At 65.1% G+C, this 18,529-nt stretch carries 15 protein-coding genes; 3 read left to right on the forward strand and 12 right to left on the reverse strand.

Translation table 11 applies throughout. From position 1 onward, the window contains the following. Positions 1–201: 201 nt before the first annotated feature. The 8 genes from Pla111_RS17290 to nrdR form a co-directional block, all read right to left on the reverse strand. Positions 202–378, reverse strand: a complete 177-nt coding sequence (locus tag Pla111_RS17290; protein WP_197525017.1) for a hypothetical protein — start codon at positions 376–378, stop codon at positions 202–204. Positions 379–1,090: 712 nt separating this feature from the next. Next, the gene (locus tag Pla111_RS12935) at positions 1,091–2,071 is read right to left on the reverse strand and encodes a sigma-54 interaction domain-containing protein (RefSeq protein ID WP_146574971.1); all 981 of its coding nucleotides are present in this window, start codon (positions 2,069–2,071) and stop codon (positions 1,091–1,093) included. Positions 2,072–2,507: 436 nt separating this feature from the next. Further along, positions 2,508–3,440 (reverse strand): LpxI family protein, encoded by a 933-nt coding sequence (locus Pla111_RS12940; protein WP_146574870.1) that lies wholly within the window; start codon positions 3,438–3,440, stop codon positions 2,508–2,510. Between the two features lie 27 nt (positions 3,441–3,467). Next, positions 3,468–4,604, reverse strand: coding sequence for a UDP-3-O-(3-hydroxymyristoyl)glucosamine N-acyltransferase (lpxD, locus tag Pla111_RS12945; RefSeq protein ID WP_146574871.1), 1,137 nt, complete (start codon positions 4,602–4,604; stop codon positions 3,468–3,470). Between the two features lie 129 nt (positions 4,605–4,733). Then, the gene (locus tag Pla111_RS12950) at positions 4,734–5,096 is read right to left on the reverse strand and encodes a J domain-containing protein (RefSeq protein ID WP_146574872.1); all 363 of its coding nucleotides are present in this window, start codon (positions 5,094–5,096) and stop codon (positions 4,734–4,736) included. Positions 5,097–5,195: 99 nt separating this feature from the next. After that, positions 5,196–5,972: an LPS export ABC transporter ATP-binding protein gene (gene lptB / locus Pla111_RS12955; protein ID WP_231931020.1), complete on the reverse strand. Its 777-nt coding sequence runs from the start codon at positions 5,970–5,972 to the stop codon at positions 5,196–5,198. 33 nt (positions 5,973–6,005) lie between these two features. After that, a complete protein-coding gene (lepB, locus tag Pla111_RS12960; protein WP_197525018.1) occupies positions 6,006–7,994 on the reverse strand; it encodes a signal peptidase I in 1,989 nt (662 codons plus the stop codon). 149 nt (positions 7,995–8,143) lie between these two features. Beyond that, on the reverse strand, positions 8,144–8,614 hold the full coding sequence (nrdR, locus tag Pla111_RS12965; protein ID WP_146574873.1) for a transcriptional regulator NrdR: 471 nt from the start codon (positions 8,612–8,614) through the stop codon (positions 8,144–8,146). 262 nt (positions 8,615–8,876) lie between these two features. On the opposite strand from nrdR, the gene Pla111_RS12970 reads away from it, so the two are divergent. The 3 genes from Pla111_RS12970 (at position 8,877) to Pla111_RS12980 (ending at position 11,762) form a co-directional block, all read left to right on the forward strand. Then, positions 8,877–9,497: a PH domain-containing protein gene (locus tag Pla111_RS12970; RefSeq protein WP_146574874.1), complete on the forward strand. Its 621-nt coding sequence runs from the start codon at positions 8,877–8,879 to the stop codon at positions 9,495–9,497. Positions 9,498–9,618: 121 nt separating this feature from the next. Beyond that, positions 9,619–10,950, forward strand: a complete 1,332-nt coding sequence (locus tag Pla111_RS12975; protein WP_146574875.1) for a glycosyltransferase — start codon at positions 9,619–9,621, stop codon at positions 10,948–10,950. Then, positions 10,947–11,762 (forward strand): WecB/TagA/CpsF family glycosyltransferase, encoded by an 816-nt coding sequence (locus Pla111_RS12980; protein WP_146574876.1) that lies wholly within the window; start codon positions 10,947–10,949, stop codon positions 11,760–11,762. The genes Pla111_RS12975 and Pla111_RS12980 overlap by 4 nt, the downstream gene beginning before the upstream one ends. Positions 11,763–11,862: 100 nt before the next feature. Here the strand turns inward: Pla111_RS12980 and Pla111_RS12985 are convergent, their stop codons facing one another. The 4 genes from Pla111_RS12985 to Pla111_RS13000 all read right to left on the reverse strand — a co-directional run bounded on the left by Pla111_RS12985 (position 11,863) and on the right by Pla111_RS13000 (position 18,513). Then, entirely contained in the window at positions 11,863–14,736 is a 2,874-nt protein-coding gene (locus Pla111_RS12985; RefSeq protein WP_146574877.1) for an alkaline phosphatase family protein, read from the reverse strand. 128 nt (positions 14,737–14,864) lie between these two features. Continuing rightward, positions 14,865–15,701, reverse strand: coding sequence for a PEP-CTERM sorting domain-containing protein (locus tag Pla111_RS12990; protein WP_146574878.1), 837 nt, complete (start codon positions 15,699–15,701; stop codon positions 14,865–14,867). 254 nt (positions 15,702–15,955) lie between these two features. After that, positions 15,956–17,275, reverse strand: a complete 1,320-nt coding sequence (locus tag Pla111_RS12995) for an exo-beta-N-acetylmuramidase NamZ family protein (RefSeq protein ID WP_231931021.1) — start codon at positions 17,273–17,275, stop codon at positions 15,956–15,958. Positions 17,276–17,373: 98 nt separating this feature from the next. Then, on the reverse strand, positions 17,374–18,513 hold the full coding sequence (locus Pla111_RS13000; RefSeq protein ID WP_146574879.1) for an LptF/LptG family permease: 1,140 nt from the start codon (positions 18,511–18,513) through the stop codon (positions 17,374–17,376). Between the last annotated feature and the right edge of the window lie 16 nt (positions 18,514–18,529).

Here is an 18,529-nt window from a genome sequence, read left to right on the forward strand (position 1 = left end):
GACCACCGTCCTGCGCAGGGGGGAAAGCAGGACGCTGAGCTTCGCTGCGAAAGTGCGCCTCAAGTGACCCCGTTGCAGCCGCCCGAATCCGTACGCATCCTGCGTGCAGATACGGGGGTGGCTGCCAACGGCGACCTTCAACGCCGCATCGTTTTCTCTAGCGACGTCGCGCTAAGCAGGGCGCGATACGCCGACTCTTGATCACCACGCCATCTTGCGACGACGGCGCTTGTGGATTCCGTTGACCGATTGCGGGCTCTTGCCAGCGCGCTTGGTCATCGGGCGGCTACGCTTTCCGGGGGCGGCACCAGAGCGATGCTCGATGCGCTCGTAGTTGCTCGCGTCGTAATCGTTTCCGTAGTTCTTTTCGGTACTCATTGACCTCTCCTGGTATCGGTTGCTGACAAGCGTTGAAACACCTGTTGCTGCGTGGCTCACCGACCGGTGGCCAGCATTTGCGACACCGTCACCTAAGCGAGAAGCGTGCCATTCCGGCACGAGCCGCGGGGCCGTGGAGCTAAGTGCTTAGGGCCAGACCGTTTGCGATTTCTGACACTGCTCAGGGGCCCCGCCTAGCGCGCCGCGGTGCTCTCCCTGTTCTTGTGAGAGAGTTGGCCGCGGTGTGAGTTTCACGCTGCGTTTGCCGAGCTAAAAGCGCGTTTCCCCGTTTGTGGGAGGCTTCACCAATTTGGTGGACTCCGCGCGAGGGGGGTAATACGGGTCGGCAAGCTCACTCGAATTGAAGCGATCGCAGGGGCCTGCGATCGCTTCGCGCGAAGGGCCGGACGGGGTGCCCCCGTTGGTGCCGCTCTCGGTGCAAGTGTGCCGACCCTGGTGAGCATGGTCGCCATGTGCCGGGACGCTCCGTACCAAGCCCGAGCGCACCGTAGCAACCCCATCATGCGTGCGTGCGTCCTGCGACCGCTCCGCAGAGCGCATCGAAAAGCAGCAAGGGGCTTAAGCCGCAGAGGAGGGACGGGCACAAGTCAGCACCGAGCCCTGGGCGGGCGATCAGCGACCGCGCAGGGCACCGCCGGATCCGTGGCGGGCGGGCCTTCCTGCTGAGAGACTAAGACGGCCTAAGCCAAAACTAGTTGGCCGAATGGTCACGACCGGCCAGCAGCCGCGTCATGGTGTTGGGGTGTACGCCCAACAGCTTGGCCGCCCGGCCCTTGTGGCCGCCGGTGGCCCGCAACGCCTGAGAAACCGCCAGATCGCGGAGGCGGTTGAGGTCGGTACACGGCAGCTGAGGACTGCTGTGGGTCGTGACACGCTGGTTGGGCAGCGTCGGCTCGCAATCGAGAACGTAGCCCTGCTCGATCACGTGCGCCAGCTGACGCACGTTGCCTGGCCAGGCGTAGTTCAAGAAGTCGGCGAGCGTGTCGGCCGTGGGATTCCAGCGCGGCCGCGAGTACTTGTGAGCGAAGCGATCTGAGAAGAACGCGATCAGGTTCGGGATATCTTCCGAACGATCACGCAACGCGGGGATTTTCAGCTCAACCATATTGAGCCGGTAGTAGAGGTCTTCGCGGAAGCGGCCCTCGGCGACCTCTACCTCGAGATCGCGGTTTGTGGCGGCGATGATCTGAACGTTGACCCGCTGCGGGTTCGAGGCTCCAACCGGGGTGACCTCGTTTTGTTGCAGCGTACGCAGCAGTTTGGGCTGCAATTCGAGGGGCATTTCGCCGACTTCGTCGAGGAAGACAACGCCCCCTTCGGCGGCGCGGAACACGCCCAAGCTGCGGCCAGCGGCCCCGGTGAACGCCCCTTTCTCGTGGCCGAACAGTTGGCTCTCGGCCAGGGTCGGGGTCAGGGCGGCGCAGTTGACCGGCACAAAAGCGGCATGGCTACGCGAGCTCATGCGGTGCAGGGCTTTGGCCCAGAGTTCTTTGCCCGTGCCGGTTTCACCGGTTAGCAGCACGGTGCATTGCACCTCGGCCGCCTTCTCGGCGTGGTGCGCGAGCTGTCGGACCCGTGGCGTCTCTCCAAGCACCCACGCATCGTTATCCGTAGCCGGTAACGACGTGAGCTGGTGAATCGTCGGGATCGGGTTGTGCGCCGTTAGCGGCATGCCTCGCCTCGGTCGAAACGACCTGGGGAGCGGCTGGTAACCCGATACCTCTTACCACTGACGGCGCCTCAACCATCGTTCGGCAAGTGATTCGGAGAGAATGAAGCGAGGCGATGAGCGTCTCTTCGAGACGCCGCGCTGTCACTTCACCCACAGGTCACCAGCACCCCCTTTTTCGTTTCCGATGAGTAGTCAAAAGAGCACGCCTCCGTGCCCGGTTGCTGCCTAGCGGTCGGGGCCCTTTTTCAGGCCAGACGAGCGTTAAGCCTTCTCTGTACCTCTCATGTTAGGCAGCCTTGAAAGAAACCTCAACTAGAACGTCTGGGCAAATAAGCCGTTTCAGCCAAAGGGTTTGTTGTTTGCGGTTTCTGGCACTAGTAGTGATAGCAACGCCTTCACCGCCCGCCTTAAGCCGCAATGCTGCGGTATGCCGCACCTAAGCGGTGCGTCTTTGGCCCGCCAGCTCCTCGGCGGTGACTGAGACGACGCTAATGCCGAGTCGCTCGGCTTCTTGGGCAAAGCGGGAGCGGTCCAGCAGAATCGTTTTTCCGGCCTCGATCACAAGCCGCCGGCCACCGGCCACGCGGATCGATTCGAGCGTGCCAACGCCCACGGTGGGGACATCAAAGCGCATATCTTGCCGGGGTTTGGCGACCTTCACGACCGTGAACCCCCCGCTCCGGCACAGCTCGCCCGCGCGGGCGATGCAGCGGTCGGTTCCTTCGATGGCCTCGACGGCAATCACCGCGCGATCTTTGACACAAACGCTCTGGCCCACGTCGAGACCTCCCATCTGCTTGGCGAGTTCCCAGCCGAAGCGGATATCGGCCCAGTCGCGTTCGCCGGGCGAGCTCCCCGCGAGCGTACCGGCGGGGGCGAGCAGTTCGGGGGCATAGTCGGTGGCGGGGCCCATGATGACGCCTCCTGCGGCAAAGGCTTCGACAAACGCGGTCAGCAACGTGTCGTCGCGCCGATCGCCGGTGAACGAGATCAGATAGGGATAGAACGTCCGGACCGCGGTCCAGTCCGGCAGGTACCGGGCCCAGGCCCAGGGCCGATAGAGCTCGACTTTATGAAACTTGCCCGCCATGGTGGCGTGACGAACCCCCGCCCGACGGAAGCGAGCGATGGCACCGCCAAGCTGACCCGCACCGATCCAATGGAACTCGTCCACCTGATGGCGGATCGTCGGATCGGCATGACGCCGAACGCCCAAGCAGCAAACCCGCAATCCCGCGGCACGCATCGCGCGAGCCACCTCAAACGGAAATGTTCCCCAGGCCGCCAGCAAGCCCACGGTCTCGCCCGCTTGGACCCGCGTGTCGCCGAGGGAGCGCAGGCGGCTCGGTGAGGAAAAACTGACGGGCATGCTTAGCGGGTGGTGACGTGGCTTGGTTCAGGCAGCGCGATCGGCGGCACCGCGTGCGCTATCAGCCGCTTCGTTGCCGGCCGCTGCGAGCAACTGATCGAGCTGTCGGCGCATCTCGCGACACTCCTTACGAAGTTGCGGCAGCTTCGCCACGGCCGCCATTTGCAGCTTCTGCTGACGCAGCGGTGTCGCGGGCGCACCGAGCATGATCTCGCCGTCGGGAACGTTGTTCGACACGCCCGCCATGGCCGAGAGCGTGGCCCCCGTGCCGATATGAACATGGTCGCGGACGCCCACCTGGCCGGCCATGACCACGTAGTCGCCGGTGGTGGTGCTGCCCGCGATGCCGACCTGGGAACAGATCAGGTTGTGCTGGCCCAACCGGCAGTTGTGTCCGATCTGAACGAGGTTATCGATCTTGGTTCCGGTGCCGATGCGGGTCGGGCCGTAAACGCCCCGATCGATCGTCGTGCCGGCCCCGATCTCCACGTCGTCAGCTACTTCCACGTTGCCCAGCTGCGCCACCAGCACATGGCGGCCGTCTTCTTGTTGGTAACCGAAGCCATCGGCCCCGAGGGTTGCGTGGCTGTGCAGCCGACAACGCTGGCCGACAACCGTGCTCGGGTACAAGACCACTGCCGCGGCAAGGAACGAGTCAGCGCCGATCTGGCAGTCGTCGCCGATCACCGAGTTCGGGCCGATAACCACACCCGCAGCTATCTGGCAACGCGCGCCGATAACCACGCCGGCCCCGATCGAGGCTTGCGCTGAGACGGTTGCCGTTGGCGAGACAACCGCCGACGGGGCGACTCCCGGCTGGGGCCGTGCCGCGGGAGGCCGGAACCGCGCGACGATCTCACGAAACGCAGCGTGGGGCGAGGCAACCGCCAGGGTCGGCAGGGCCGTTGTCATCCCTGTCGTCAGCGCCGTCGTCAGCGCTGCTGGCGGAGCTTCGAGCGGGATGACCGCCGCGGCGGCACCGGAGTCCGCGAGTCGTGCGTAGCGATCGGCGTGATCGATCAGCGTGATCGATCCGGCCACGGCGTCATCCAGCGGCCAGGCAGAGGTGACCCGTAGCGTGGGGTCGCCACGCAGCTCGGCACCCACAAGTTCGGCGAGCTCGCCCAGCGTGATGCCGGCCAGCGCAGTTTGAGAAGAGGCCATCCTTGGCTCGTTTCAGTCAGCGGAACGATCGTGTTTTAAGCCGTCCAAACGGGGTGCCCCGGGGGCAGACCCGTGAGGCGGCAAGTCGGGGGGATCGAACTTAGTGCCCCGGCGTGCCACGCAGCAAGATCAAGCGTCGGACTTCGCCGCATAAGCGAGAGCTTCGGTCAGCCATTGCTGCAGCTGCTGAAACTCGCGTTCGCTTCCGCCACGATCCGGATGCACCTGCTTCACGCACCGACGGTAAGCGGCGAGAACCTCTTCACGCGTGCAGCCCGGCGGTAAATCCAGGGCCACCAAACAGCGGGGCCGTCCGCGCAGCGCCCAGGCAGGCAAGCCTTGCTGATAACTTTTGACAACCGTTAGGGCCCTTCGCAGCGACCGCAGGTAGGCCCGATAGTCGAGTCCCATCAGCGCCCAACCAGCAAGCGGCAGACCGAGTGCTAGCAACAGGAACCACGCGATCGCAAGAGCGTCCAGAGCGTTAGGCATGAGACGCGGTGGCTAAGGGGCACGGCTTGCGAGAAACGCCGCAAGTGACCTTAGCTTATCGCACCGCCGCAGAGACTGACAGCAGCGAGCCGAGGCGGCTCACGCCGCGGGCAGCGAGAGGTCCATTCCCTCGCCAAAATAGTGCTTCCGGGCCTCGGGATGGCGAAGCACCTCGTTCGGCCGTCCGTGGCAGAGCACCTGCCCCGATTTGACCACGTAGCTGCGGTCGGTGATCTCCAGGGTTTCGCGCACCTGATGATCGGTGATCAGGATCGAGATGCCCGCGTCGCGCAGATCGCGGACGATCTGTTGAATGCTGTCGATGGTCACGGGGTCGATGCCCGTGAACGGTTCGTCCAGCAAGATGATCTTGGGGTTGGAAACCAAACACCGAGCGATCTCCAGCCGCCGGCGTTCGCCCCCCGAGAGCGACATCGCCCGGCTGCGGCGTAGTTTGGTGATACCAAACTGCTCAAGCAACTCGTCGCAGCGGCGGCGGCGCGTGCGGCGATCCATGCCGAGCATCTCCATCACGCCCAGCAGATTGTTCTGGACGGAGAGCTTGCGGAAGACGCTCGACTCTTGCGCCAAGTAGCCCATGCCCCCCTCGGCAGCGCGACGGTGCATCGGCCAGTTAGTCACATCTTTTCCGCCGAGGTTCACCTTGCCGGCGTCCGGATCGACCATTCCCGAGGTCATCCGGAACGAGGTGGTCTTGCCGGCACCGTTGGGCCCTAGCAGTCCAACAATTTCGCCCGGCTCGACCTCAAAACTAACGCCGTCCACCACACGACGGCGTCCGAATGATTTGACGAGCCCCTGAGCTTCGAGCAGTGCCATGATGTTGCGAATCCTTTCGCGGTGGTTGCGTCGCAAGGCGAAAATGAGGGGCGGAGCGCTGCTAGCAAACTAGCGCACCAAGCGCATGTCGGGAAAGTTGGGCACCACGGGGATCCGTACGCCCGACACGCCGGTGGGCAAGGTATACCAAGCCCGGGGCCAATAGACCCAGGTCGCCTTGCCGATTAGCAGCCGACTTTCCAGATACGATCCGCCCGGGGTGCCGCCGTCCGGGCCATTGCCCCCGGCCCACAGCCGGGCGTCGAGGCTGTACCCGCTGTTGTCGCCCATGACGAAGAGCTGGTCTTCCGCGAGCGAGAACTCAACGTGCCGGCGATTTGCTAGCAGCAGCCAGTCTTCGGGCTGGCGGGCCAGATCGATCAGCGCCGCGGGCCAGCCACGCCGATCATTGCGGGCCACCAGATCGTCCGCGACCCCCTCCAGGTCCAGGTCGGTCACGATCCCGGGCGTGTTGGTCTTATCGCTGTCGGCCAGATAGTAGATGTCTCGCCAGATAGCCAGCCGCGGGATCGTTAGCTCGGCACCACGCCCGCCGACCGCCGCGGGAGCGAGGTCGCCCCGATCGTCCTCACTGGTGCGGGGCAACCGTTGAGATCGTTCGTCGAGCGCGGCGTTCTGGTCATACGCCCCGTCCAAGTCGATCTCTGTGCCATCAACCCACAAGCGGATCCGGTCGTCGAAGTTCGCCATGCGCAACGACCAACTCCCCGTGCCTTGGATCGGTGTCGTGGCTGTCGCGATCGGTTCGATCGTCTCCGACTCGAAGCCCCGTCGCACGACTTGTGCTGTGCCCGTACGCAGATCGATCACCGTCTGGTAGTGCGTTCCGGCCTCGACAAGTTCGAGGGTGAATTCGGACTCGGCGGCTCCCTCGGCGAGTTTGTCGACCGTTACCTCGGCTTCGACCAGCAGGTCGCCGACCCAGTGAACCCCCAGGCGACCAAGCTTGCCGATATCGATACGCTGCTCCCCCACCACGGGCGACAGCGTGAACGCCTGCCGAAGGGCAACCTCTTTTCGGCTTACTTCGGTGTTGTAGGGCGTGAAGTCAGTAATCAGAGAGGCCTCGGGCACCGCTCCCAATTTTTTCTCGGGTGCGCCGAGCACGCGATCCCATACCGGTTCGGTCGGCAGCGTGTGACAGTAGCGGAGCCACTGCGTCTGACTGGCAGCCGAGCCGAGGCGATAGCGCTGGTTGACGACTTTTCCGGCGGGCTCGACATCAACTTTCCAAGCGCCTTCGCCTTGCCAACGCAGCGGCCATCCTGCCTGGAACAAAACCGCGGGGTCGTGATCAGTGTCGTGAACAAGCTGACGCATCGCCAGTACGGTCGTGGCGGGCTTGGAAGCGATCGAGAAGGGCTCGGACGCCCCCGTGGGGCGGGTGTAGAGGTCTCCCTGGAACACTCGCAGCTCTTCGCCCGGCAGGCCCACAAGCCGCTTGATGTAGTTGCGGGTCGCGTTGCCCGGGTACTTAAAGACGATGACGTCCCAGCGTTGGGGGTCACCGAACGAGTAGGCGTACTTGTTCACCACCAGCCGATCGCCCGGGTAGTCGAGATTCGAGGCGCTTGCCTCGGCCCCGGCAGACACGAAACGCTCCAAGCCGCGTTCATCGAGCGGCATCACGTAGCGACAGTTGGGGCATGCGCCCGCAACGCATTCGTTGGCGAGCACCACTTGCTTGGCGTCGGCAGCGCTGATCTGACGGGCTTGCAGCTGTGCGGTCGCTTGTTCGGCGACCGCATTCTGGGTGCTGCCGTTGATCCGGTAACGCTGGCCACATACGGCACAGTGAACATCCTTGTGGGCACCCATCAGCGTGGGAGCCATGGACCCCGTCGGGATCACGAATTGCTCCGCTTGAAACGTGCGGATCAAGAACGCCATTGCGAACGCAATCACCAGAGCATCGACCGTCTCGCGGCCGAACCGTGCACTGGGGTGCTTTTGAGGCGGGGTCGTGGCGTTCAGTGCGGCTGTGGTTGCCGGCGCATCGGAGGCCCGATTGCTTGTACGAGTTTTTTTATTCGCCATGCCGAGTGGTCGGGGGTCGGACAGGTTGGTTAGCGCGGGAAGCGGTACCGAGCGCACCGACGCTAGGCAGGTTTCAGACGCCGGGGCGGATCAGCAGTTCCGCGGCTAGAACGCTGGGTGCTGAAATAATCGCACGATCGCCCGGCCGATCAACGCGGTGTCTTCAGGGTCCGGTCGAGCATCGGCCGCAGTTCCTCGAAGAAGTCCTGGGCGTCGTTGAACTGCCGGTAGACGCTCGCAAACCGAACAAACGCCACTTCGTCCAGCTCCTTTAGATGCTCCATAACCAGCAGCCCGAGGTCGCGGCTCTCGATCTCGGTCTCGTAGTTTTGGTAGACATCGTTCTCGATCGCGTCAACCGCCTTCTCGACCTGCCGACTGGTGATCGAGCGTTTCCAGCAGGCGCGTTCGAGCCCGCGCTGGATCTTCTCGCGCGAGAACGGGGCCCGCGAACCGTCCTTCTTGACGACCTTGATGGTGGTCTCTTCGGGCCGCTCGTAGGTGGTGTACCGCCGATTGCAGTGCAAACACTCGCGGCGCCGCCGAATCGACGTGCCGTCGTTGCTGGCGCGTGAGTCGATCACGCGGTCGTTATCGTGGCGGCAGAAGGGGCAACGCATGGCCGCTTTATACACCGCCGCCGGGCGTCTCGCCCAGCGGATCCCCCGGCTTAATCTTTGTCCTCGATTTTCTTCGCCGGGCGGCCATTTTTCTTGAGCGGAGCGGCAAGAGGGGGGGTTCTGCAACGAAGTGTGCTCACGCCTGGGGCCGCCCCGGGTATAACGGGTTCACGCCCGACGAGGGATCGATCAGGTCCCGCCCCGCTTAATACTGATTCCCTCGCCCCCGAGCCACGGCCGCTGCTGGCGCCGCTATCGCCCGATGAACGAGCCGACACCCCCCCCTCGCTCGACCGACCGTGATCCCTCAGCGGACCCGGACCCCTCGGCCAGCGGTTCCGCAGGCGATCCCAAGAGCCGCTTCACCGAATTGGCCCGTAGCCGACAGGGGGGCAGCATCGAGGAATCTTCTCTGTGGACCGGCTCCTACTCGCCCAAGGCGATGATTGGGGCCTGGTTTGGCGGTGCGATCGCGACGCTCGTTACGCTCGTGGTCGCGCTAATGATGGGCCTGGGCGGAAAGGGCTGGGGTATCACGCTGTTGCTGATCGCCCTGGGCTGGCTCTTAACGGCCGGTTTCTACTGGTATCGCCGGCTGAGTGTCCATTACACCCTTAGCGATCAGCGGCTGGTCCATGAATCGGGGCTTCTGTGGCGAACGGTCGATCGCGTGGAGCTTATCGACGTGGACGACGTCACCTATCGGCAGGGCCCGATCGAACGCGCCCTGGGCGTGGGGACGATTGTCGTCTCGTCGAGCGATCGGACGAGCCCCGAGCTCATCCTGCCGGGAATCGACCGCGTCCGTGAGGTTGCCGACCTGATCGACGACGCCCGCCGCACCGAGCGACGCAGTCGCGGTCTGCACATCGAGTCGATCTGAGGCGGCTGGTCATCCGATTTGCGGGTTGGCTCCTCGCCGACCATGCTGGAGAGCCAGCCCCCGGCAGGTTGCTGCCTGCCATGATGACCCCCCCGCCGCCAGTTGCCCCGGCTCCTGCCCGATGCACACGGTCCTTGTGACGCACTACTTCCCGCCCATCGGCGGGCCTGGTGCGCGACGCATGCTCGGATGGGTGAACGGCTTTACGGCTGCCGGTCATGCGGTCACGGTTGTGACCCCCGCCGCTCATCCGCGCGATCCCTACTATCAGCCGGAAGAGCGTTACGTTGGTCCTGCGACGGTGCTGACGCCGCGCATCGTTGATGTGGCCCGTCTTGCGCGGAGCGGGCCCGCGACCAAGGCGGAATCAACAACCGCGGCCGAGAAGCGGGGCTTGGCGGCCCGGCTGCGCCCCTGGCTGCTGCTGCCCGACCAACGCCGCCAGGCCAACGGTCCGCTGGCCCGCGCGGCGCGCCAAGCGATCCAGCGCCACGACGGCCCCACGCTGGTGCTCACGTCGAGCCCCTACAACAGCGTCCATCTGGTGGGAGCAGCGCTCAAGCAGCGCCTCGGCAAGCGCCTCACATGGATCGCTGACTTCCGCGACGATTGGTTTCACCCGGTCTTCTTCCCCCACCCCAACGCGGCATACCGTGCATACAATCGGCACCTCGAACGCCTCGTTTTGCGCCGGGCCGACGGGCTAACCGTCGTCAGCCCCAAAACACTGACCAAGATCCGCGCGCGGCATGCCGGCTACTTTGCTGCCGACTTCTGGAACACCCATGACGGTGCCAAGTGGCGGTGGATGCCCAACGGCTTTGACCCGACCGGCGTAGAAGCGATTCTCGAAGAACCCCTGCCTCTGCCTCCTCCCGCCGAGCGCTCGGCCGATGAGCCGGTGAATCTGCTGTTTAGCGGCACGCTGTGGCAGAACCATCGGCTCGATGCCCTGCTGGCGGCGCTGGTGGGGGTGGCGCAGCGACGCAACCGCCGGTTCCGCTTTGAACTTGCGGGGCGGGTGATCGAGCCCGTTCCACCCTCGCCCGATCCGCACCGCTTGGAGATCGTTCTGCACGGCTGGAAGCCCTACGAAAAGTCGCTCCACGCGACACGGCAAGCCGACTTGCTGCTCGTCCACACGGGCCCCGAAACGCAAGACATCAAGATCAAGCTGTTCGACTGCGCCGCGGTGCGGCGACCGGTCTTGATCCTCGGTCCGCATGAATCGGCAACCGTGCGGCTGGCTTGCGACCACATCCCCGATGCCCTGGTCGCCGACCAAGACGATCAACCCGCGATCGAGAATGCCCTGGAGCGTTACCTTGCCTCAGCCGACTTAGCACGGCACGCCTTTGCCGGCCTACCCGATGAGTTCAACCGACTCAAGCAAGCCGAACAGTTGATGGCGTGGGCGCAAACTCTGCCCGCCGCGGGAGGCCATGGCCGATGAGCCAGCCATCAACAACCCAGCCCGGCTTACCGCCGCTGCCGCCGCGTTGCCTGGTAACCGGCTTAGCGCTGGATCCGGTTGATCGCCAGGGGCTGTTTGACTACGTAGTGGCCGCTGCGCTGGCGGGGCGCGCGGAGGGCCGCAAACGCACCGTTGGTTATTTGAACGTGCATGTGGCAAACCTTGCCGCGCGCGACGAGCTGCTGAGGCGCTACCTGAACGACCTGTGCGATCTGGTGTACTGCGACGGTAAAGGGATCGGTTGGGGGGCGCGCGTGCAGGGACTTCCCGAGCCGCCGCGGATGACGGCCGCGGATTGGCTGCCGGAACTGCTCCAGCGCCTTGCCAGGCCTGCCGCAGGCGTGCCACCGCTGCGCACCTTTGTAGTCGCCGGCAAGCCAGGCGTGGTCGAACGGGCTGTCGAGCAGATCACCGCCTCGCACGGTCCGCTGGGCCCCGTCAGCGTGCATCACGGCTACTTGGATCAAGCCGTCACCGAATCGTTGCTGTGCCAGATTGCCGAAGAGCGTCCGGATGTGGTGCTGATCGGCATGGGTAGCCCGCTCCAAGAGCGCTGGACGCTGACGCATCGAGACCGGATCGAGGCCCCTGTGGTCTGGCCGTTGGGTGCCACATTTGACTACTTCGCGGGCGAGCAGGCACGGGGGCCTGAGTGGTTGCGGCGGATCGGCCACGAGTGGGCCGCACGGCTGGTGGCCGATCCCGGTCGGCTGTGGCGTCGCTATGTGCTGGGCAATCCCCAGTTTCTCGCCCGCGCCGCCGCCACCCGACTACGGGGCGGTAATCGCTAGTGCTGCCCCTCGGACATGGCGCGTCAGCGCTGCTCCCCATCGCGATCGTGGCCGCGAGTAAGGACGCCGAAAATGACCAGACGGCGATTGGGAGCGTGCGCTAACGGTCAGCCCGGTTGCGGTGCAGTCGGCCATCGATCGCTTGGGCGATGATGGGTGCGCGTTCGGCGCAGCCGAGGAACTCGGCGACGCGCGCTGCCGTTGCGTGGGGGTCGGTGTGCGCCTCAAAGAAGCTGATCGTCAGCGAGCTCTCTGCCGCGTTAGCAGCCATCCACTCGCGAGTGCGAGCCAACTGCGCGAGGAAGACGGCTCGCAATCGGTCCGGTGTGAGCGCCGCTCCGGTGGCCCCCTGGCGAGCGAGCATCTTCTGCTGCGAAGCCAGCACCTCATCGAGGTCACGCTCAACAAGGATTACGCGATAAGGCAGGTTGGGGGGGAGGTGGGGCAGCAACGGTGCGACGACTTTGGCTACTTTGCCTGCCGCTTCATGCACCCAGCCCGGGTCGCGGGCGGTCCGCTTGATTGCCTCGTGCTCGTAGTAGCCGTGCGGGTTGTCTTCATCTTGGGTTCGCACGCCATCCACAAACGCCGGCAGCCCCGCCGCGGCCAGCATCTGCATCATCATCGAGGTGCCGGACCGCGGCAGGCCGGTGACAATCGTGATCGGCTCTGTAGGGGGGTGCGTCATCCTGGTTCCAGGCGGATCTTGAGAGGTGGGTTCGGGCGGTGCTGCGTGAGGGCGTGCCTGCAGAGGTGCCGGGGGTTGCGCGTGGGGCGGTTGCCAGGCTTGTTCTGGAGAGCTGGCACGCCGCAGCCGAGCGGATCGCTTTGCGGCCCGGATCGCATCCGCCGTTGCGCGATGATCTGCCGCCGCCGCTTCTTCGGTTTCGCTGAGCAGGTGGGCGAGCAGCGTATGAGCGGCGGCAAAGTTAGGATTGAATTCCAGGGCCCGCTTCGCCGCTTCGATCGCGTCCGCTGGTTGCCCGCGCCGAGCGAGCGCTCGGGCGAGCGTGAAGTGCGCGAGCGGATTGTTGTACCGACGCGCCAACGACTCGAGCGCGTCGTCGATCGCCCGATCGGTGCGGCCGCGGCGCAACGCGCATTGGGCCATGCCAAGCAGCGCGTGCGCGTTGTCGGGATCGATCCGATGGGCCCGCCGGAAGCAACGCCACGCCTCAGACGTGCGGCGCATTTGCAAATAGGTTTGTCCGATTTGCAGGCTCAGCCCGGCCTGGGCGGCGGGATGTGATTCGGCAGAGCGAAGCTGTCGGACCGCTTCCTCGACCTTGCCCTCGGCCGCCAGCGCATAGCCCCGCAGATAATCGATCGCGGCGGGACTGTAGCGGGCCAGACTCCGCAGGCGCCGCAAACCGAGGCGCGCCGCTGGTTTCAGGCGGGGAGGCGATTCGCCGGCCGCGAGTTTCTCGCGGCGGTCGTTGCGGAGCGCGAGCAGCGCTTGCTGTAGCTGTGCGGATGCCGCCTCGGCCTCGGCACGCCGCCGGGTCGCGAGATCTTCCGTCACGGCCCGCAGGTCGGTGATCCGATCGAGCGCACGGAAGCACATGGCTAGCTGTATGCCAAACCGATGCTCGCTCGGCCATTCCGCAAATAGCTCGGTGAGGATCGCAGCGGCCTCGGCGTGGCGGCTGTCGTCCATGTACGCGCGGGCCAGGTTGTAACGCAGCTCCCGCACCGTCCGCCGCACCGCCAGTTGCTGGTCATCGCCCAGCGGTTCGATGTAGCCCAGTTCAATCATCTGCTGAAGTGCGGCTTGCGATTCGGCCGCGTCCAGCCGCCGCTCGGGTGGGTGCAGCCCCATGGTTCCGCCCGGCTTAACCTCATGGCGCGCTTCCCACGTGGGGATTGTGGTGATTGGTGGCGGTTCGATCCACGCGTCGTACGCCACACTGCCATCCATGTCCTCTCCGATCGGAAGCCCGAACAGCGTGAGCACTGTCGGGGCGATATCGAGTAGGTTCAGTCCGTGCAGCAGGGCGTCCGAACGGATCCCCGGACCGTTCAGGACGAACACTCCGAAGTCGCGATGCTCGATCGCCGGCCCGGCCGGTTCGGCGGGAATGATGCGCGGACGCAAGTGATCCGGATGAAAACCATGATCCGACATCAACAGTACGGTTGTGTCGGGCCCCGCGATCTCGATAAGGCGGGCGAGCAGCATGTCATGAAACCGATAAGCGGCGTTCACCACCCCACCGTAGAGCTCGAAGTCGCGCTGGTTGATGTGCTCCTGACGGGGCGGGTGATACTTCATGAACCCGTGGCAGAAGTGGTCGATCGCGTCGTAGTAGATCGCGGCGAAGTCCCATTCTTGGCTTGCCAAAAGATGCGTCGCAACGCTGTGAACGCTCGCCGCTTCGGCCAGTGTCTTAGCGCACGCGCCCAATCGCTGATCGCGCTGTTGATCGATCTCCGCGGCGCGCGGCACGAAAGCGCTGATGGCGTCGGCGGGCAGGTCGTTGGGGTTGATCCGCAGCGCGGCGAGCGACTCGGTGAGCGCCGCCGGGTGGACGCTGTGCGGTGGCGGGGGCCAAGGCACCTCGGGCGGGCCGAGGGCCCGCTGAAAGTGATTCGAGACCATCACGCCGTGGATCGGCTCGGCGGGGTGTGACGGCCACCACCCCACTACCACGCTCCGTTTGCCCTCTTGCCCGAGCAGATTCCACAGCGCTTTGCTGGTGCGGGACAGGTTGGTGATGGGCTGCACCCCCTGCCCGTCAGGCGTGGGCTCGGTGAAGCCGTGGATGCCGTGCTTGAAAGGCCGCTTGCCGGTGGCGATTGAAGTCCACAGGGTTGGCGAGAGCACCGGGTGGAGCGTGGCGAGGTTCGCCATGGCTCCGCCCGAGACAAGCCGCTCGAGGGTGGGCATCTGCCCCGCGTCCATCAGCGGATGGATCACCTTCCAATCCGCGGCATCCCAGCCAACAAGCAGCACACGCCGGCGGGGTTGGCTCATCGGGCTCCCTTAGCAAGAGGCGTCGCACTCATTGAAGACACGGCCCGGGTCCTTATCCCCCGCAGCAGCGAGAGGCTTCACCCATCAAGCCTGACGGCGGCACGGGTCAAGCTTGACGGTGACATGGATCAAGCCTGACGGCGGCGCAGAGCCGCGACACCCGCAGCGCCCGCGGCGAGCAACGCCAAACCGGCCGGTTCGGGAACAAGGCCCGCCCGGATCGCTTTGCCGGCTTCGTCTTCGTAAGCCCATTCGAGGGCTTCGACCACCGCGGGCAAACCCTTCTCGTTGGCCTCGATGCGCACCCGGATCCAGCCGTAGTGGGTCGCCCCCTCTTTCTGGAAGCGGAACCCCGCCACTCCGGTGCCGCCAACCGGAAACTCGCCGTACCCAAAGCCAACCGATGCCGAAACACTCGATCCATTGCTGGTCTGAATGTCGCCAACGGCGAACGAAGCCAAGAGCGCGTTGGCGTTGAAGCTTTGCCCTGCAGAGATGTTGCTGCCCGAGGAGAGCATCTGGGCGAGGTTCGAGCCCATATTACCCGGCGCGATCTGCCAGCCGGCCATCACGCCCGGGCCCGAACCGAGCGCCACGCCGATATCGCCATCAAAGACGTAAGGAGTGCCGTTCGAGGTGAAAGGCGTTTGTGCCGAGTAGGTTCCCACGAACAGATTCAGGTCGATGGCCCCATCGAAGTCGATATCGAGGGCCAAGTTTCGACTTTGCGATGCGTTGGTGGTCGCCGCGACGGCCCGCAGCGGATCGGCGGGCGTAACGTGGACGATCGCGGCCTCGGCCGTGTGTGCACCGGCCATGGCCGCTCCGGTCGCCGCGGCGTACGCGCCCCACGACTTTGTTCCCCGCGCGGGAGCCATTTTCGTCGCGGCATTCGATCGGCGCCGATAGGCGTTCAGACGATCTTCGGCGGCGGGCGAAAGGGGGTGCGACGGGCGTTGCGGCACGGCAAAAGTCTCCAGGCAAATCGAACGCGACCGAACGGAGAACCGGGGTCGCGGTAAAGGGATGCGTCATTCTGACCAAAAAGTGCCATCCCCGCCAGCGACTACGACCCAATCAACGCAGGGGCCCAATCAAAGCAGGGGCCCAAGTACGCAGGGGCCCAAGTACGCAGGGGCCCAAGCAAAGCAGGCAGGGGAATCGCACGGCCGGGTACGACGTCAGCTAGCGACAAAACCTCAGCGCTACGGATTCAGTGCTACGGATAGAGCAGGGCCCGCTGGCGGCGGGCCGCAAACGCGTCGAGGCCCTCTCGGCTGATCCGACAAAGCTCGTCGAGCGGAGCGCCCCGGACGATCGCTTGGTGGAGGGTCTCGCAAGCTAGCAGCCGTTTTAGCGACGCATGCTCCCACTCGTTGGGGTAGAGCAGTGCGAGGGTGCGCGCCATGGCGAGCCCCCCCTGGACAGCGTCTAGCGACGGGGTGTCGATCAGGATCAAATCGACCCCGCCGCAACGCTCGCCCGCGAACTTGCTGCTCGTGGGGGTAAACCAGCGGGGCACGAAGCGCACGCCGGGCGTTTGCTCGGCGTTGAGGGCCGCGGCGAATTCCGCGGGGTCGATCCACGGGGCACCGAACCGTTCGAAGGGCGTATCCGTGCCACGACCTACCGAAACGTTGGTCGTTTCCAAAAACCCGACGCCCGGATACAGCAGCGCCTGCGACAGACGCCGCATGTTGGGCGACGGGTCCGTCCAGACCAGTCCGGTTGCTTCCCACGTCTCGTTGCGACGCCAGCCTTCGCAGCGCACCACGGTCAGCTTAACGTTGGCGAGTGGGTTTTCCGTGGGGCCCGCCGCTTGAGCGTCGGCGACGATCAGCTGTGCCAGTTCGCCGGTCGTCATGCCGTGTCGCAGCGGCAAAGAGTGACACGCGACGAACGACTCGGCGTCGGCGTCGAGCATCGGCCCTTCGATCGTCACCCCGTCGATCGGGTTGGGTCGGTCGAGCACCACGAAGTCGATGCCGGCTTGCGAGGCCGCTTCCATCGCCAGCTTCATGGTTGAGATGTAGGTGTAGAAACGACAGCCGATGTCTTGGATGTCGAACACCAGCACGTCGAGCCCCGCCAGATGCTCGGGTTCCGGCTGTCGCCGGGGACCGTACAGGCTCACCACCGGCAGGCCGGTCGGTTCGTCAACGCCGTCGGCGATCTGGGCTTGATCGAGTTCGCCCCGAATGCCGTGCTCGGGCCCAAACAGCCGTACGAGTTCTACCTGTTCGGCGTTATGGAAGAGGTCGGCGGTGGAGTGCCCCGCCGAATCGAGCCCCGTGTGGTTGGTGATCAGCCCGACACGCTTGCCCCGCAGCAGCCGATAGTCTTCGCGTTGGAGGACATCGATTCCGAGCACCACGCGCTCCGCCACAGGTGGCTGCTTTGCCTCTGAAACGACAGCCGCTTCCGAAGCGATTGCCAATGGTGCGACTGCCGATGGTGCGGCGGCCGACAAGGCGGCTGCGGCAAGGACAACTCGGCAACTCGCCATCAAGCGGATGAAGGAGGGGACAAGCAATCTCACCGGGACCACCCTTATAAAAGTGGAAAGTCGCAGGCGCGACGCCTACGCCGCGCAGAAAGAATGCGAGCATAGTCAGCCCGGGCGATGGCGTCCTCGGGTTATTGTCGCAAACTTTCGAATTGGGCCGCCGCGATCGGGCCGAACACCAGCAGCGGAAGCCAGGCCGCCATCGACGGTTGGAGCCATCCGCCCGCGCCGAGCGCCTGCCCGCCGAGGGTCACCAGGAAGAACGCCGCGACCACGGCCACGCTGAGCCCGATCGCCAGGAACGGGCTCGCGGCGTTGCGCGACACCACCAGCGGCAACCCGAGCAACAGCAGCGTCATGTCGGCCAGCGGCTGTACCAGTCGGGCATGCACCGCTACACGCACGTCGGGACCCAGCTCGGTGCTCGGGCTGGCAAGCTCTCGGGCGATCTCTGCGGTTGAGGCGAGGTCGCGCCACTGGGCCCCCGCCGAGAGCAACTCGAACGAGACGCCGGTCACCACAAACGCCTCGTCCTTCCCGAGCCAGGCGGCGTCGCGGGGCGTAACAATCAGGGGCTCGTTGTTCTCACCGCGCAGCGAGGCCTGCAGAGCGATTCCCTTGGGTTGCGTGACCCCTTTGACCAAGTAGCCAGGCGGGCGTTCGCCTTCGCGGGCGATGTAAGCCGCTTCGCTCCCCACCACCCGCCGGCCGTACTGGGCCGAAAGCTTGGGCGGCAGCATGAAGCTCGGGTTCAGCAGCACGCGCCGCGCGGGGACCGCGTAGTCTCCGCCGATCAAGATGCCGGTGGCGATGTCGTAGCGCGGTTTCAACGGGACGGTCTGTTCGCCGGCGAGGTCTTTCGAATCGAGCGAAAGCTCGTGCCGCAGCGGAGGGATGACGATCTCGCGCACCGCAGCGGCTCCCACCGCGACGACCGCCGTCGCCAGCAACACGGGCCGCAGCACCCGCAAACGGGGCAGCCCCGCCGCCATCAGCGCTGTCAGCTCGTTATGGCGTTGGATCCAAGTGACCGTGAACATCGCGGCGATCATCGCCAAGATGCCGCTCGTGCGATTGAAGAAGTTAAGGGATTGCAGCCCGTAGTATTTTGCGGCCGCGACAAAGGCGTCTTGAAACGAACCCCCGGCCCGCGAAAAGTCGTCGAGCCGTCCGAACGCATCGATCACCATATACAGGCCGGCAAGGCTCACGAAGCAGATCAAGAAAATCTGCACGTACTGCCGGAGCAGGTAACGATCGATCGTGCACATAGGGCAGGGCGTGAGC

This window comes from Botrimarina hoheduenensis, assembly GCF_007859815.1.
GTDB lineage: Bacteria > Planctomycetota > Planctomycetia > Pirellulales > Lacipirellulaceae > Botrimarina > Botrimarina hoheduenensis.